The organism is Amycolatopsis sp. A133 (assembly GCF_031082405.1).
Lineage (GTDB): Bacteria > Actinomycetota > Actinomycetes > Mycobacteriales > Pseudonocardiaceae > Amycolatopsis.
The window spans coordinates 12,644-28,686 of the sequence record NZ_JAVHJU010000067.1; the positions used below are offsets into that span (position 1 = coordinate 12,644).

A 16,043-nucleotide genomic window follows, 5' to 3' on the forward strand; every position below is an offset into this window, starting at 1 on the left:
GCTCGGCAGCACCCCGGACATCATGTCGGTCGCCAGGTGCACTTCCAGGAAGGAACTCAAAGCGCCGCCATCGCGCTGAGGTAGCGCGTCAGCGCCGCCGGCGTGGGATGGGTCCAGAGCGGGCGCAAGGCGGCCAGGTCCCAGTCCGCGAGGTCGGCACCGTCGGGCCGGATCCGGCCCGACGACGGTCCGTGGAACCGTTCGGGCAATGCGAACAACGTGGACTTCCCGGCGCCGGAGGCCCCGACGAACGCCGTCATGCCCCGGGCGGGAACCTCGAGGTCGCCGCCGCGCAGGATTTCCGGCGAGTCCGGGCCGTACCGGAAGCGGACGTCCTCGAACACCAGCCCGGCCGCGCCCCCGCCGCCGGCGGTGCTCCCGGCCGGAGCCGGTTCGGCCGCCATCTGCTCCACTTCGGACAGCCGGCGCACGGCCGCCAGCCCGTACACGACGCTGCTAGTGCGCGGCGTCGGAACAGTCGGAACAACAGGCAGTGGCAGCCTTCGCCGAGCTGTTTGCGGACCAGCCGGTGCGCCTGTGGGACGGCCGCCGTCAGGAAGAGCCGGGAAGACCAGCGGCTTGATCACGGTGCCGGTCATGAAGACCGCCGCCACCGAAGGCGGCGCAACCGAGAAGACGTTATCTCCCGTGTCTGGGCAGCCCGCGCCGACGGCCAACCGGCCTGAGCGCCGCTTTAACAGTCGTTTCAGGTTCGCTCGGTATGAAGTTGGCATCGCCGGGTGACGCGGGTCCCGGCCTTGCCCGGACGGTGGCTGGACCGTCTACGCGCCCCTGAAAGGCAGCCGTTCATGATCTCGGTGCTCGTGGTGGACACCCAGCCGATGCAGCGCTTCGGGTTTCGCATGCTGCTGGAGTGCACCCCCGACACCGAGATCGTCGGCGAGGCCGAGAACAGCGCCGAGGCCGTTCGGTGGACCACCGAACTGCATCCCGACGTGGTGCTGATGGGCATCCGCATGCCGGGCGTCGACGGGATCGAGGCCACTCGGCGCATCGTCGCCGCCGGTGGGCGTTCGCGGATCCTGGTGATGACGACGCTCGACGTGGACCGGTACGCGCTCGCCGCTCTGCGGGCCGGGGCGAGCGGTTTCCTGCTGAAGGACACCCGCCCGGAGGAGCTGCTCGCCGGCATCCGGGCCGTCGCCGCCGGGGACGCGGTGATCGCGCCGGCGCTGACCCGGCGGCTGCTCGACGCGTTCGCCGACCGGCTCGGCGATGACCTCTGCGGGCCCGGGCGGGAGGATCCCCGGTTGGACTCCCTGACCGGCCGCGAGCGCGAGATCTTCGTCGCCATCGGCCACGGCCTCACCAACGGCGAGATCGCGCAAAGGTTCACGCTGTCGGAGTCGACGGTGAAGTCCCACGTCGGGCGGGTCCTCGCCAAGATCGGCGCACGGGACCGGATCCAGGCCGTCATCCTCGCCTACGACCTGAGACTCACCCGGCCGGTTTAGCACCACCACCACGATCGGGCCCGGTCATGCTGTGACGACCTGCCCGTCGACGACTCGCACCGGCACGTTGGTCAGGGGTTTTGTCGCCGGCCCGCCGGTGGCTTGGCCGTTGCCGTCGAAAGTGGAGCCGTGGCACGGGCAGCGGAAGCCGGAGCCGGCGGGCGTGATGGGGCAGCCCTGGTGTGTGCAGGTGGCGAGGAACGCCATGAAGGTGTCGGTCGAGGGGCGCACCAGATATGCGGCGGAACCGTTCGGTGTGGTGAAGCTCGTCGACGAACCGACGGCGACGGCAGAGACCGCAGCGATCACCGTCTGGGAGTTCGTTCCCGGGTCTGTCGGCCGGCTTGGTTCGGGGTCGGTGGTGGTGCGACGGGTAAGGGCGATGACGCCGCCGCTGACTGCAGCGGTCGTCGCGGTGATCAGGCCGCCCCAGATCAGAATGCGTCGCTCGACGTCGTCCGGGGTGGCGTTCGGCCGGCGACGACGGCGTATCGCGGCGCGCAAGCGGGCCGTCGTGGAGAACAGGCCTGCGTCGCCGGCAACCAGCAGCGGGGTCCAAGCGGCCGCGAAGACGATGTCGGCGCCGAAATAGTACGGGCGGGTCGTCCAGCTCACGGTGAGGAAGAAGCTCAGCGCAAGGAGAAACCCGCCGAGTGCGGCGATGCGGGTGAACAGCCCGAGCAGAGTACCCAGCCCGACAGCGACCTCGCCGAAAGCGATGACCAGGCCGATGACGGTCGGGTGTTCGGCCGCGAATGACACCACCGGGCCGATCGGGGAGGTGGTCGCGGCGTGCAGCATCTGAGCGTGGACGCCGAGGGGTGAGGTGTGGTCCAGGTAGTGGGTGTCGAGGATTTTGGAGAGGCCTGCGTAGAGGAATGTGCCGCCGAGGAAGACGCGTAGCGGCAGGAGTGCCCAGATCGGTGTCCGTAGTGGCGCATCGGCCGGTAGAGTTGTTTCGCCGGGGGAAGGCGTGTGGGGCAATAGAAGTCGCCTTTCATTTCATTTCGCAAGTATGGATCCCGGTGCTTCGTCAGGACTTGCGAGGGGAGACTGTCATGATGCCCGCGCACATTTCGTCGCTGGTGCCGTCGCCCCACACCACGTAGCGGGGCGGCAGCTTGCTCAGCTGCGGCAGCCGTTTGCGCAGCCCCGCGTCGTGCGTACACGTCACCCGCAGCGTGTCCCCCGGACCGATCTCCACCGGCGACGGCAGCTTCACCAGCCGCTGGTTGTCGAAGTCGAACTGCGGCACGTCCAGCACGACCTCGGCATTCGCTTTGCCGGGGTTGAGTTCGACCTTGATGGCCCGCCCGAGCAGGTGCATGTGGCCGAAACCGGCGAACAGCGTCATCGGCGCCTCCACCTTGTGGTCGCACGTCTGGCGGTCACCGGGCTTCGGCGCGCTCTGGCCGCACTCCTCCAGCTGCTCGTCCGCGGTGCCGCCGACCTCCGGCCCGAACCGCTTCGTCACGTCCGCGATCGAGGCCGCCCGGTCACAGAGCGGACCCGACTCGCCGGCGGCGCAGGGCAGGTCGGTCGGCGCGTCGAGCGGCAACGTGTCGAATTCCCTGGTCTGCGGCGTGCCGTCCGTCAGCCGCAGCCGCAACGCCGTGCGGTCCGACCCACCCGGCTTGCCGTCGGTCGCGAGCAGGTTGTAGTGCATCTGGAGGATGACCAGGCTGCCCGGCTCCAGCTTGAAGCCCACGTCCTGGGTGAACAGCGTCTCCGTGGCGCCCGGCGCCCAGGTGTCCGCCCACGTCGCCTCCCCCTCTTCTACTTCGGCGCCCTTCACGCCGGTCCCGCCGAAACACTGCCAGCCGGGGCCGGGGGTCTTCGCGTCCTGCTCGCGCACCGCGGCAGCGCCGCCCGGCGGCACCGTGTACACGATGGCGTGGTGCGCGAGGGCGACGTTCTCCGGCATGACTTGGGTCCCGGTCAGGAACGCCGTCTTGGTCAGGCCCGGATCGACCACCTGGCACCGGTACTCGTCCGTGCCGCCGCCCTCCGGCGGCGCGGGCGTGTAGGCCTCGGCCATCTTCAGGTCGACGAACCGCTCGCCGGCGCGCAGCGGCTGCGGTGCAGCCGGCGGCCGGCCCGCGTGCCCGTTGTGTGAGCCGGCCGCGGGGGGCGCCGCACTGGTGCCGGCGTTCGACCCGCAGGCGGCGACGGCGAACGCCGTCGCCAGCGCCATGGTGGCCGCCCCGAACCTCCACAGTGGACTATCAAGTTTCGTCATAGCTTGAACGCTAGGCCGAATTCCGTCCCGTTGCATCGTACTGCGGTCGTCATTCTCGGGAGGACGGCGGTACGACCGTACTACCGAGCCCGAAATCGCGCCCATTTTAACGGTCGTTTCAGATTCGCCCGGTACGAAGTAGACGTCAGACAAGCGATGTAACACGTATGTAGGGGGCCAGTGAATGGCAGTCAACGCAGCGCAGTCCGGGGAAGCGCCGACCAGTCGGTTGGCAAGCCGGTGGGTGCCGTGGTTGGTGCTCGGCTTGTGGGTGGTGCTGGCGGTGGTCATGGTGCCCCTGAGCGGAAAGCTGAGTTCGGTCACCACCGACAGCGCCGCGGTCACCCTGCCGGCCGGCGCCGAGTCCACGAAGGTCGCGGTGCTGGAGGACAGTCTCCCCGGCGGGGAAGACAACACGTTCGTCTTCGTGTACCACCGCACCGGCGGCATGACCGACGCCGACCGCGCGACGGTCGAGCGCCACTACGACACCCTGGCCAAGCGGTACCCGCCGAAGGTGGCGGCCCCGGCCGGCGAGGGCGACGAGGGCCCGCCGACGAGGCCCTCCACCGACGGCAAGGCGATGATGTTCACCCTCGATGTGAGCACGGCCTACGGCGCACCGGAGGCCATCGTCGGCCCGTTGCGTGACGCCGTGAAGGACCGCCCCGCCGGCCTGGAACTCGACGTGACCGGCCCCGCCGCGATCGACGGCGACATGGAATCCGTCTTCGACGGCATCGACCTGCAGGTCTTGCTCATCACCGTCATCGTCGTCACGCTCCTGCTCATCATCACCTACCGCAGCCCGGTGTTGTGGTTCATCCCGCTCGTGGCCGTGGGCGCGGCCGCACTGACCGCGATGGCGACCGTCTACCTGCTCGTCAAGGGCTTCGGCATCGTGGTCAACGACCAGAACTCGGCGCTGCTGACGATCCTGGTGTTCGGCGTCGGCACGGACTACGCGCTGTTGCTCATCGCTCGATATCGGGAGGCACTGCACCACCACGAGAACGTCCGGGTCGCGATGGTCCACGCGCTGCGCAGCGCGGCGCCGGCCATCGTCGCGTCCGCGGCCACCGTGGTCGCCGGCCTGCTCTGCCTGCTTTTTGCGGACCTGAACAGCACCAGCGGGCTGGGCCCGATCGGTGCGGCCGGCATCCTGTGCGCGCTGGTGGCCATGCTGACGCTGTTCCCGGCGCTGCTCGTGGTGCTCGGCAGGCGGATCTTCTGGCCGGCCATCCCGCGGTTCGGCACGGCCGTGGCGGAGAAGCCGGGGCTGTGGGGACGGCTTGGCACCGCCATCAGCCGCCGCCGGTGGGTGGCGGCGCTCGGCTCGCTCGGAGTCCTCGGCGTGCTCGCCATCGGGCTGTCGGGCAACACCGGCGCCCTGCGTCAGCAGGACCAGTTCCCGGACGCGCCGGAGTCGGTCACCGGCTTCACCGTTCTCCGCCAGCACTTCCCGGAGCTCGGCGGCCAGCCGATGACGATCTTCACGCGGCCGGCGTACCAGGAGCGGGTGCTCGACATCGTCAAGGGCACTCCCGGCGTGGCCGTGGCCATCCCGGGCCAGACCAGCGGTGGCTGGGCCGACATCTCCGTGTTCCCGACGGACGCGCCGGACACCGTCGCGGAGTACGAGACGATCAAGCGGGTGCGCACCGCGGTGCACGCGGTGAGCGGGGCGGAGGCGATCGTCGGCGGGCCGAGTGCGGAGCACCTCGACACCGAGGTGACCACCAGCCGCGACGAGTTGCTGGTGATCCCGTTGGTGCTCGCCGTCGTCCTGTTCGTCCTCGGGCTGCTGCTGCGCGCGATCGCGGCCCCGCTGATCCTGATGGCGACCGTGGTCGTCTCCTTCGCCGCGGCCTTCGGCGGCAGCGTGTTCGTCTTCGACACGATCCTCGGGTTCAAGGGTATTGACTCGTCGGTGCCGCTGCTGGCGTTCCTGTTCCTGGTGGCGCTCGGCGTCGACTACAACATCTTCCTGGCCAGCCGGGCCCGTGAGGAGACCATGCGTCTCGGCACCAGAGAAGGCATGCTCAAAGCCCTGTCCGCCACCGGTGGCGTCATCACCTCGGCTGGCCTGGTTCTGGCGGCCACGTTCGCGGTCCTCACCACGCTTCCGCTGGTGATGCTGGTTGAGGTCGGGTTCCTGGTCGCCTTCGGCGTGCTGCTCGACGCCTTGCTGGTGCGGTCGGTCCTGGTGCCCGCCCTCACCCTGCTGATCGGCCGGCGGATGTGGTGGCCGAGCCGGCTGTCCCGGCCGGTGGAGCTGCCGGCCGGTCAACGGCCGCTCGTGGACGACGAGGAGCCTGCGCTGCAACGGTGAGCGCGGCGGCGCGGACGAGATCCGGGACGGGGCCCAGGCCCCACCCCGCACTTTCACGTGAAAGTGCGGGGTCGGGGGCCGCACTTTCACGTGAAAGTGCGGAGTCGGGGCCGCGGCGGCCGGGGACGCCGTGAGACTTTTCACGAGCCCGACAACCGCCCTTTGGTCCTGCGCCGTGCGGCCAGGGCCGGGATCGGCGCACCGCGGTGTCCCGCCCCGAAGATGAGCCGCGGGGGGCCATGCCCGAGGCCGCCGCCCTTTGGTCCTGCGCCGCGCCGGCGGGGCGGGTCAGCGCACCGCGGTGTCCTCCCCGGCAGTGAGCCGCGGGATCGGGCCGGTCGCGGCCGGGAGGGCGACCCGAAGCAGCGCGCCACCGCGTGCGGAGCGGGCGACGGTGGCCCGGCCGCCGTGGGCGTCGACGACCCGCTGCACGATCGAGAGCCCCAGACCGGATCCCGGCAACGCCCGGGCGCTGTCGGCACGGTAGAACCGGTCGAACACCCGCGGTGCGTCGGCGGCGTCGATGCCCGGCCCGGCGTCGTCGACCTCGAGCACCGCCGACGCGCACTCGGCCCGGAGCCGGACCTGGACCGGCTGGTCCGCGGGAGACCATTTGCCGGCGTTGTCGATGAGGTTGAGCACCGCCCGTTGGAGCGCAGCGGGACGCCCGCTCACCCACACGGAGGTCACGTCGAGCGCGATCTCGATGTCGGGCACCCGGGAACGCGCCCGGGCCGCGGCGGCCACCACCACGTCGGCGAGGTCGAGCAGCTCGGTGCTCTCGTCGGTGACGTCACCGCGCGCCAGGTCGGTCAGCTCGGCGGCCAGGGTGCTCAACTCGGCCACCTGGGCGCCCAGATCGTTGAGCAGCCGGGTCCGGCTCTCCGCCGGCAGTGCGCTGTCCAGGGTGCCGCGCCGATCGAGCCGGATCAGCAGCTCGGCGTTGAGGCGCAGGCTGGTGAGCGGGGTCTTGAGCTCGTGGGCGGCGTCCTCGGCGAGCAGCCGCTGGGCCCGCCGGGAGTCCCGGAGCGCGGCGAGCATGTCGTTGATCGACTGGATCAGCCGCCGGATCTCCCCGCCGCCCTCATCCGGGATGTCGGCGTCGAGATCCCGGGTGTGCGCGACACGGACCGCGGCGGCGCTCAGCCGGTCGATCGGGGCCAGCCCGGCCCGCGCCACGGTCCGCCCGACCAGGGCGCCGCCGGCCACGCAGAGCAGCCCGATCAGCAGCATGCCCCACCCGAACCGGTTGTTCGTGCTGCCGTCGGCGACGCGGACCGCCTGGACCGCGCCGTCGCCCGCCCGCAGCGTGTAGATGAGGTAGCCGTCGTCGTCGCTGTCGTCCGACTCCATCAGGTCGGCGGACGCGCCCTGCGCCACGCGCCCGGCGCCCTCGCTGACGGGGGGCAGCGCGGGTTGGCCGGGCGGCGTCCGGGTCGAGCCGTCGGGCAGGATGACCCGCACCAGCCCACCGGATCCGGGATACGGCGGTAGCTGGACCTGCGCCAGACCGGCGCGCTCCGCGTTCGTCGCCAGGACGCGGGAGTCGGCGCGTAGCTGATTTTGGGCGGTGTCCTGCAGCTCCCGGTCCAGTAGCTCAATGGCCACTTGGAAGGCCACGAACACGCTGACCGCGATGGCCGTCGCCGCGATCACCGTCAGCCTGGTCCGCAGGGACCGCCGGCGCCACCATCGGGTCAGCCGGCGCGGTTCCCGGCCGGCGGGCCTGCTCACGGAGGAGTCTCCCGCAACGTGTACCCCAGGCCGCGCCGCGTGTAGATCAAGCGTGGCTCACCCCCGGCCTCCATCTTGCGGCGCAGGTAGCTCACGTACACCTGGAGGTTGTTGGCGGTGGTGCTCATGTCGAAGCCCCAGATCGCCTCGAACAGCGCGTCGCGGGTCAAGACCCGGGTCGCGTTGCGGACGAGGACCTCCAGCAGGGAAAACTCGGTCCGGGTCAGGCGCAGCGGCCGCTCGCCCCGCCACGCCTCGAACCGGTCAGGATCGAGGCGGACGTCGGCGAACGACAGGATCTGCGACTCATCGTCGGTCGGCGTCCGCCGGCGCAGCAGGGCCCGCACCCGGGCCAGCAACTCCTCGGTGGCGAACGGTTTGGGCAGGTAGTCGTCGGCACCCGCGTCCAGCCCCGCAACCCGATCGGAAACCTGGTCACGGGCGGTCAGCATCAGCACCGGCAGATCCCGGCCCGCACCCCGTAACCGCCGGCAAGTCTCCAACCCGCCGAGGCGGGGCATCATGACGTCGAGGATCAGCAGATCCAGCGTGTCACCGCCGGCCCCACCGACCCCGTCGAGCACGGCGAGACCGTTGGCGGCGGTGCTGGTGTCATAACCCTCGACCTGGAGCACCCGCTCCAGCGACTCACGGATGGCCGCGTCATCATCTGCGATCATGATCCGCACGCCGGCCCGCCCCTTCCAGTCGATGCTTTGCCGCTCATCCTCCCCGATCAACCTGAAGCCAGGATTAAAGCGTCGCCGCTGTGGTGCCCGCGGGCCGTGCTCGTACGGAATGGCCGATGAGCTGGTCGCGGGCCACGGCCAGGTCGTCGCCGCCTACTCCGACGCCGGCACCTCACGCCGCGTCTCATGGCGCCGCGAGCGCAGGCCGCCGGGGTGGCCAGGTCGATGGTGGTGGTGAAGCGCAGCCGCCCGCCCAGTGGCCGCCCGAGCCGGCGCTGCCAGGGCACGCCGGGCGCTTCCCACCTGCGTCGGGTCCACGCCCGTGTCGGCGATCTCTGCCAACGCGGCGCCCAGCGCACGGTCCTGCTGCTCCAGGCGGTCCGGTGCCGTGAGCCAGGTCCGCAGGATGCGCTCGCCTCGGTCGATCCGGTCGGCGACGGCCGCGACGTCGACGCGGGCTGAGGCCACCAAGCGACGGAACTCGCCGTCGGAGTAGCCGGGCAGGCTGCGGTGTTCAATACCGCGGGCGACCTGCCACGCTCCATGACCAGCTGCGCGAGCACGGCATCCCCGTCCTCTCCGCGCGCAATACCGCACGGCTCGCGCTCGCAGCTGTCGGCGAGTTCGGTGACCGACACGGACTCCTTCCCGGCCAGCCGGTGCCCGGCGGGCACCATCACGACGCGGGGTTCGGTGAACAGCGGCCGCACGGTCAGGCCGCGCTGGTCGACCGGCAGCCGGACGATGCTGAGGTCCACGCGGCCGTCGTGGACGACCTCCACCTGATCGTGCCAGCTGGTGCGCAGCAGCCGGACGCTGACGTCCGGCCGCCGCCGGGCCAGCACTCGTACCGCCGGGGTGACCACGATGCCCGGCATGAACCCGACCGTGAGCACCGGTTTCGCCTCGGCCGCGGCCGTGACTCTCCGGTGGACGGCTTCGGCGGCCGCCAGCAGGTCCCGGGCGTCCGCCAGGAGTTGTTCGCCCGCCGCGGTGAGGACCGTAGTCCTGCGGTCGCGGACGAACAGGGCGGTCTTCAGCTCGTCCTCGAGAGCGCGGATCTGGCGCGACAACGCCGGCTGGGCGATGTGCAGCCGCGCGGCGGCCCGCGGGCCGCGACCTCGATGCGCACAGGAGGTCAGTGCGCGGCCGTCAACCCGCCGTCCTTGGTGACGATCATTCCGCTGTCGAAGTTGGCCAGCATCTCCCGATGCGCCTGCTCGGCTCTCGACGCCCCTGAACGCCGGCTGGCCGGCTCTACTCTGCCGAATGGGTCAACGGCGACGGCTGTTCTTGTGACCACGAGCCGCGAGCGGTCACACTGGGAAATCCGGGCGGGTTTTCCGAAGAAACGGGGGCGCCCATGCCGACGGTGGCCCAGGAGCCCGCACACGAGCCACAACGCCCGGCGAAAAACCTCGTCCACCCGAATCGATCCGCCGGCGGCCGGCCACCCACGAACGTGGCCGCTTTGCGCGAACTCCAGGCTTCGGCGGGCAACCGCGCCGTGTCGCAGATGCTGGCATCGCGTGCGGGGCCGGTGCACCAACGAACGTTGGCCGTGGAGTCCGACGAATACTCGGCGTTCGTCCGCGAGCAGGAGCAGAAGCAGCACGCCGTTCTCGAGGGCCAAGAGCGCGAGCCGTTCACCACCGTCGGTTTCGAACACGAGTTCTGTGGGCACGAGGGCCCGCTCCAGGGCGTCTCCCACCTCACCGTGGCGACCGCCGACCAGCCGCTGCCGTACACCAATCTGTCCTTCGCCGTGGAAACGGACGCGGCCAACGTGTTCGAGCTCGTCACACCACCGTTCCTGCTTCCGGTCAAGGACGCCGCCACGCCCGTGCCCAAGGCCGACCAGGTCGAAAAAGTCGTCGGCCTGGCCCACCAAGCACTGGGCCAGGCCGCCGGAACCCACCTGAAACTTCCCGATTTGCTGATCAACCTGCGCAAATTCGTCGGTCCTGATTTCACGCTCGCAGACGGCGCCCTGATCACCGCCGAGAACCTCTCGCACCATAGCAAACTCAAACCGGGACGACTCCAGGCCGACGAGCTGAGTTCGATCGACATCGTGCCCATGACAAAGCACCACGGAAGCATTGCGACGCAGGTCAATTTCGCGACCAACTTCGCGGTGTTCAACAAACTCGTCGAACAGAGACGCGAACTGGTCGGGCCGGACAAAGTACACCGTCGCGACGTCTACCGGGAGATCGAGGAGCGGCTCTCTGCGAGCATCGACCCGGCCAAGACCAAACAGACGATTCTGGACGAGTGCGAACGGCTGATGATCATCACCATCGCCGGTCAGCTGGCCACCTTCATGCAGCAGCTGCTCACCGGCTATCTGCGAGATCGCGGGCGCCCGGCGTCGGACCTCTTCAGAGCCACCCTGGAGCAGCTGGTCGACGAGGACCTCGACCCGGTGCGCAGGGCAAGGTTCGCCGACGCCCTCTTCAAGGGCAAAATCACCAAGAAAGCGATCGCGATCAACCTCGGCAAGAATGGAAAGAGAGTCAAGGAAGACGACCCGCTCGTCGAGCAGATCTTCTACCAATACCAGCTGCGCGTGCCCACCGACCAGGCACTGAGCACAGCCGGCCTGTTGAGCAGTCACGTGAAGGACGTGTACGGTGTCTGGCCGAAGGACACCTGGGAGAACGTCATCTCAGGCGGCCTGCTCGGCCCCTGGCGGGCGCTGGCCCTGAAATTGGGTATCGGTGAGCGGAAAGTGGCCGAGTACCTGCACACCGCCATGATCGGGAAACTCATCGGCCGGCTGGAACGAAATATCCGGCCCGCCGTCGAAAAGATCGATCTGACCGATCTCCTGAAAGACCTGCCGTGGCCGGCGGGTCTGCTCGCCCAAGATGTCAAGGCCCAGATGCGGTCCGCCGTCAACACCATGTCCGCGCTGCTCGCCCACGATTTCCTCAACGTGCTCGCGGCGCGAGGGCAACTGCCGCACAGCGGCGACGTGGCCGAGCTGATGCGGCCCTGGTTCGGCGAGGACCCGCGGCGGAATTTCGGGGAACCGCCGCAGACCGCGCAACCCGGCCTGTACGGGCATGACCCCGCCCGGGTGAGTGCTCGGCAGGACACCCACCTCGATCCGGCGCAGGTCCAGAAACCCGCGCAAGACCAGCTCGGCTTCGGCCACCTGTTCGTAGTCGAATCCCGCGGCGACGTCGATACGTTCATCAAGGTGCTTGGCGAGCTCTGAGCAGGAGCCGGCGCGTCGAACCCGGTTCGGCGTCAGGCGGGCCTCCCGACGCTCTGGGCCACACGCTGCCGCCGGTGCGCGGCCATCCGGACCGGCGAGTTCGCCGCACCGTCTCCGGCGTAGCCGCCGATCCGTTGCACCCGACTCGAAGAAGACGCGGCCGCCCAGTACCACCGTGAAGAAGTGCAGCAGTTCGCCGTGCTCGTCGCGGTCGTAGAGCACCGACTGCTGCCGCAACGCCGTCAGCAGTTCGAGGTCCGGGGCCAGCCGCGCGTCGAGGTCGCATCCGGCGCGCGGACGATCAGGCGCCGGGTGGGAAAAGAGCGCCGGAATCGCGGTTCCCGATCACGGACTCGGCGCAGCAGCGCCATCCGATCGGCCTCGAGAGGGTCCGGGCTCGGCGCCCATCCCCAAGTCGCCTAACCGATGAACAGCACGCTGCTTCCGGGTCTGTTCGGGTCGACGTTGACGATCTCGGCCAACAGGCGTCGCGCGTACGGCTCAGGCACAGGTGAGCTGGTCGTCGATCCGGGCACGATGCTCCTCTCGAGGCGCTGCGAGGCGAAGGCGGGGCAGTTCGGGCGTCCAGCACGTCGACCCGCTACCACGAGCCGCCTGCCGGAACCGATCCCGGCGTTCCGACCCTCGCGAACTTCCGTCGCGCGAGCGAACCGGTTTACCGCGAGCGCGTCAGCCGCCGATGCGATCGCGGGTTGGCCCGTTGGCCGGGAGCGGCGTGTCGGCGGAGGGTGCCGACGGTGAACAGGCCCGTTCGCCGGTGAAATGGTGGAGTGCGTCGAGTTGCTGTCGCACGCGCTGGACGTCCAGGTTGCGGTGTTGGCCCTGGTAGAGCTGGAGTGCTTGCTGCCATGCGGCGCGGGCGTGGTCGTACTGGCCGAGGGCGGTGTGGGGGTGTCCGAGGTTGTCGAAGGTGTTGGCGATTTCGTAGCTGTGGTCAAGACCGCGGAACAGGGTGAGGGCTCGCTGGTAGTGCTCGATGGCTTGCCGGTGGTGGCCGGTGTGGTGCGCGATGTACCCGAGGCGATCGTGGGCGACGCCCTCGAGCTCGGGATGGACGTTCTCGATCAAGCGCAGGGCGTGCCGGCAATGCGTGCGGGCGGTGTCGTAGTCCTCAAGGAGGAGGTGGCACCAGCAGGCGACGATGTGGGCGCTGGCTTCCAGCAGCGGCGGTCCGATGGTGCGGAAGAGCGCCAGTGCCCGAGTGGCGTGCTCCAGTCCGCGTCGGCTGTCTCCCCAGCCGTTCCACTCCCGGCTCAGCTGCAGGTGGACGTGGCCTTGGTCGGTGAGGTTGCCGTGTTCCTCGGCCAGGTCGAGTGCGACGTGGAAGTGATGAACGGCCTCGTCGTGACCTCGCATCTGGTTGTAGACCCGTCCGAGGTGCCAGTGCACGCCGGAGCGCACAGCCGGATCGCCCAGCTGGTCGGCCGCGTCCAGCGCCGCCCGCCACGCTGCGAGTTCATGCTGGTGGTCCCCCGACCGGAGGTGGAAGGTACTCAAGGCGGCGGCCAAGGCCCACACCGTGTGGTGCCGGCCCAGGATGGCGGCGGTGTGCTGGGCGGCCATGAGGGTGCGATGTTCGACGTTCAGCCAGTCCATCGCCGCGGCCGCATCCGACAGCTTCCAGACCTCGACCGCGGTAGTGGGTAGGCCGCGCCGCAGAAGCGGGACGTCCGGCTCCAGCAACCGCCCGGCGGCATGGGCGGTGTGGAGGTAGAAGTCGAGCACGCGCCGCACAGCGGCTTCCCGGGCCTCCTGCGGGATCTCGCGCTCGGCGGTTGCGGCGGCGTAGCTGCGAACGAGGTCGTGCAGCAGGTAGCGGTCGCGGGCGCGGCGGGTGAGCAGCGACGCGTCTTCCAACTGACGCAGGATCTTCCGGGCCCGCGCTCGGGACAGGTCGACAAGGTGCGCGACGGCGGGCAGGGCAATGTCCGCGCCGGGGGCGATACCGAGTAGCGCGAACACTCTGCGCTGCTCGACGGTCAAGGAGTGCAGCGACCAGGAAAGGACGTCGGGAAGGCTGACTGTGGGGTCAGCGTCGTCCAACGCGTCCAGGCCGACCTCCCGGAGTTCGGCGACGAATTCGCCGATGGGGATGTCGGAGCTGATCTGTGCGCGGCTGGCCACGACCGACAACGCCAGCGGGTAGTTCCCGCACGAACGGATCAGCGCGGTGGTTGCCTCGGGTTCGGCTGTCAGCCGTTCCCGGCCCAGCCGGTGGGCGAGCAGCGTGCGGGCGTCGTCCTCGGCCAAGACACCCAGACGCACGTGACGGGCGCCGTAGCGGTGCAGCAACGCGCTCAGGATCCGCCTGCTGGTGATCAGCACCGTGCACGCGGCCGTCCCCGGCAGCAGCGGCGCCACCTGGTCGGCGGTGGCCGCGTTGTCCAGCACGATCAGCATTCGCCTGCCCGCGACCCGGCTGCGATACAGCGCGGCCAGCTCGTCCGGGCCACCGATCAGCTCCGCCGGATCCACCCCGAGCGCGGTGAGGCGCACCACGGCCGGCGGGTCCACCGGGTCACCATTGGGACTGAACCCCCGCAGATCGACGAACAGCTGCCCGTCCGGAAACCGGTCCAGGTGATCGTGTGCCCACCGTAGCGCCAGCCACGTCTTGCCGATACCGCCGGCGCCGCCGATCACGGTGATCAGGGCGCCGCGTCCAGAGTCGACCACGGTTTCCGCGGGCTCTTCCAAGGCCGCCAGTTCGCCGGCCCGTCCGGCGAACCCGCGTGGCACGGCAGGCAACTGCCGGGGAACCGGCGGCGCGGCCGCCGGCGGCGTCGCCGCACTCAGCACCACCAGCAAGTCGTCACGATCGCCCGGCGAAAGCTCGAGCGCATCCGCCAGCTGGACCAACGAAGCAAGCTGGGGATTACGCCGCGTTCCGGTTTCGATCCCCCGGATGGTCCGCACCGACACGCCGGACCGCTCCGCCAGGCCCTCCTGCGTCAACCCGGCTCGCAATCGCAGTCGCCGCACCGCCAACCCAGTCTCGTCCTGCACCCTCATCCCCCTCGAAAGATCCGGGATCTTCCTCGCGCTCGACGGTAGCGCACGACCGGCCATCGGTGGCCGGTCCGTGACCTGGCCTCAGCAAGCGACCGAACAGCATCATGAGGACTCAATCCCGCGAGACGACGCAGGAACAAGGGAGATGGGCGGTTATCGATGCCCAGAACATCCGCGTGACCACCGCCGTCGGACCAGTGCTGTGCAGGTTCGCCGCGGGGAGCAAAGGCACGTACGCCCGGCCACCGCTCACCCGAGCGCGGCCCGGGTGTGTTCCGTATTCACCACAGTTCCGACGGCCGATGTGCCCGCGCCGACGCAAACACCCTCGGCGGCAGCGGATGGGCACGCCGTGAACCCCGCGGCATACCCAGCGAGCCCGGCCTGAAGGAGCGGCGGTCATGAACTCGAGTTGAAGAAGAGTCCTGACGATCAACTGTGAACGTGATGAAGTCGCGACCCGGGTTGGCCGCCTGTTCGAGGCCATCCACGACAAGAAGGGGAATCTTATGAGGATCAGGACTTTGATCGGAGCGGCCGCAGCCGCTGTCGCGGCCACCGCGGGACTCGTCGCGCCGGCATCCGCGACCAGATTCGAGAACCCGTACATCGGGTTGCAGGCCTGTCTCGACCGCCACGACTTCACGGAATTCTTCAGGAACAACAGCTCTGGGGACAAGTACTGTTTTTCAGCGAACAACCCGAACGTGGTCATCGATCCCACGCTCATCCCGCTGAACCACATCACATGGTTCCACGCCGGGGTGAACCACGGCTGGTTCAGGTTCGTGGACGGGGCCGACGGCCGGGTGAAGACTTACTATTTCGGCGCCGGCGACAACAGCGGATGCACCGACTGCACCATCCTGCTCGTCAACGTCGAGTACTAGGTTTCGGACGACGGGCGGCGGATCGCAGGACAAGCGCGGCTCGCGCGAGCACCGTGCTGAAAGCGCCCGCTCACCGCTGCAGATACTGCGAGCAGGATTGATTGATTGGTCTCGGCAAAATCCGCGATCGTCAAGCGCATCAGCGCGCCAGGAGCGTCACACGCAGCGCAGTGGACGCCGAGCCGATCGGTGTCCACTACGCGGTGAGCGGCTGACCGGTGTCGTTATGGCCGCGGTCTCGGTGAGGTTTGTCGTGCTGTCGGGAATGCCGTCCGGTTCGTCTGGGCGTAGGTGGACCACGCGTTGGCAGTGGTGGTGCCTATGCCGAACAGGTCGCTGAGCACGATCGGCGAGAGCGTGGTGGCCGCTTCGAGCATGGCGGTGTTCCGGGCCGATGCGACAGGCAGATGGCGTCTGCGCAGGAG

Annotated in this window: 11 protein-coding genes; 4 read left to right on the top strand and 7 right to left on the bottom strand. The window is 69.5% G+C overall.

The window, feature by feature from the left end; all coding sequences use genetic code 11:
* Positions 1 to 56: 56 nt before the first annotated feature.
* Entirely contained in the window at positions 57 to 449 is a 393-nt protein-coding gene (locus Q5425_RS39110) for an ATP-binding cassette domain-containing protein (RefSeq protein ID WP_308677464.1), read from the bottom strand.
* Between the two features lie 360 nt (positions 450 to 809).
* Here Q5425_RS39110 and Q5425_RS39115 point away from each other — a divergent pair, with 360 nt between their 5' ends.
* A complete protein-coding gene (locus Q5425_RS39115) occupies positions 810 to 1,475 on the top strand; it encodes a response regulator transcription factor (RefSeq protein WP_308677465.1) in 666 nt (221 codons plus the stop codon).
* A gap of 24 nt (positions 1,476 to 1,499) precedes the next feature.
* On the opposite strand, the gene Q5425_RS39120 is transcribed toward Q5425_RS39115, so the two are convergent.
* Both Q5425_RS39120 and Q5425_RS39125 read right to left on the bottom strand, forming a co-directional pair.
* Positions 1,500 to 2,459 (bottom strand): Rieske 2Fe-2S domain-containing protein, encoded by a 960-nt coding sequence (locus tag Q5425_RS39120; RefSeq protein ID WP_308677466.1) that lies wholly within the window; start codon positions 2,457 to 2,459, stop codon positions 1,500 to 1,502.
* Positions 2,460 to 2,508: 49 nt separating this feature from the next.
* Complete coding sequence (locus Q5425_RS39125; protein ID WP_308677467.1) at positions 2,509 to 3,714, bottom strand: hypothetical protein; 1,206 nt, start codon at positions 3,712 to 3,714, stop codon at positions 2,509 to 2,511.
* 256 nt (positions 3,715 to 3,970) lie between these two features.
* On the opposite strand from Q5425_RS39125, the gene Q5425_RS39130 reads away from it, so the two are divergent.
* Positions 3,971 to 6,046, top strand: coding sequence for an MMPL family transporter (locus tag Q5425_RS39130; RefSeq protein WP_308677890.1), 2,076 nt, complete (start codon positions 3,971 to 3,973; stop codon positions 6,044 to 6,046).
* Between the two features lie 288 nt (positions 6,047 to 6,334).
* On the opposite strand, the gene Q5425_RS39135 is transcribed toward Q5425_RS39130, so the two are convergent.
* From Q5425_RS39135 to Q5425_RS39145, 3 genes are read right to left on the bottom strand one after another with little or no spacing between them, the layout of a single operon-like run.
* A complete protein-coding gene (locus tag Q5425_RS39135) occupies positions 6,335 to 7,780 on the bottom strand; it encodes a HAMP domain-containing sensor histidine kinase (RefSeq protein ID WP_308677468.1) in 1,446 nt (481 codons plus the stop codon).
* Positions 7,777 to 8,469: a response regulator transcription factor gene (locus Q5425_RS39140; protein ID WP_308677469.1), complete on the bottom strand. Its 693-nt coding sequence runs from the start codon at positions 8,467 to 8,469 to the stop codon at positions 7,777 to 7,779. The genes Q5425_RS39135 and Q5425_RS39140 overlap by 4 nt, the downstream gene beginning before the upstream one ends.
* 47 nt (positions 8,470 to 8,516) lie before the next feature.
* On the bottom strand, positions 8,517 to 9,740 hold the full coding sequence (locus Q5425_RS39145) for a LysR substrate-binding domain-containing protein (protein WP_308677891.1): 1,224 nt from the start codon (positions 9,738 to 9,740) through the stop codon (positions 8,517 to 8,519).
* 92 nt (positions 9,741 to 9,832) lie between these two features.
* Here Q5425_RS39145 and Q5425_RS39150 point away from each other — a divergent pair, with 92 nt between their 5' ends.
* The gene (locus Q5425_RS39150) at positions 9,833 to 11,695 is read left to right on the top strand and encodes a hypothetical protein (RefSeq protein ID WP_308677470.1); all 1,863 of its coding nucleotides are present in this window, start codon (positions 9,833 to 9,835) and stop codon (positions 11,693 to 11,695) included.
* Between the two features lie 690 nt (positions 11,696 to 12,385).
* Here the strand turns inward: Q5425_RS39150 and Q5425_RS39160 are convergent.
* A complete protein-coding gene (locus Q5425_RS39160) occupies positions 12,386 to 14,722 on the bottom strand; it encodes a tetratricopeptide repeat protein (protein ID WP_308677471.1) in 2,337 nt (778 codons plus the stop codon).
* A 515-nt stretch (positions 14,723 to 15,237) separates the two neighbouring features.
* On the opposite strand from Q5425_RS39160, the gene Q5425_RS39165 reads away from it, so the two are divergent.
* A complete protein-coding gene (locus tag Q5425_RS39165) occupies positions 15,238 to 15,618 on the top strand; it encodes a hypothetical protein (RefSeq protein WP_308677472.1) in 381 nt (126 codons plus the stop codon).
* Positions 15,619 to 16,043: the final 425 nt, after the last annotated feature.

Coding starts and splice junctions, on each gene's coding strand:
- Q5425_RS39165 (WP_308677472.1), top strand. CDS start 15,238: ATGAGGATCAGGACTTTGATCGGAGCGGCCGCAGCCGCTGTCGCGGCC.
- Q5425_RS39115 (WP_308677465.1), top strand. CDS start 810: ATGATCTCGGTGCTCGTGGTGGACACCCAGCCGATGCAGCGCTTCGGG.
- Q5425_RS39150 (WP_308677470.1), top strand. CDS start 9,833: ATGCCGACGGTGGCCCAGGAGCCCGCACACGAGCCACAACGCCCGGCG.
- Q5425_RS39125 (WP_308677467.1), bottom strand. CDS start 3,714: ATGACGAAACTTGATAGTCCACTGTGGAGGTTCGGGGCGGCCACCATG.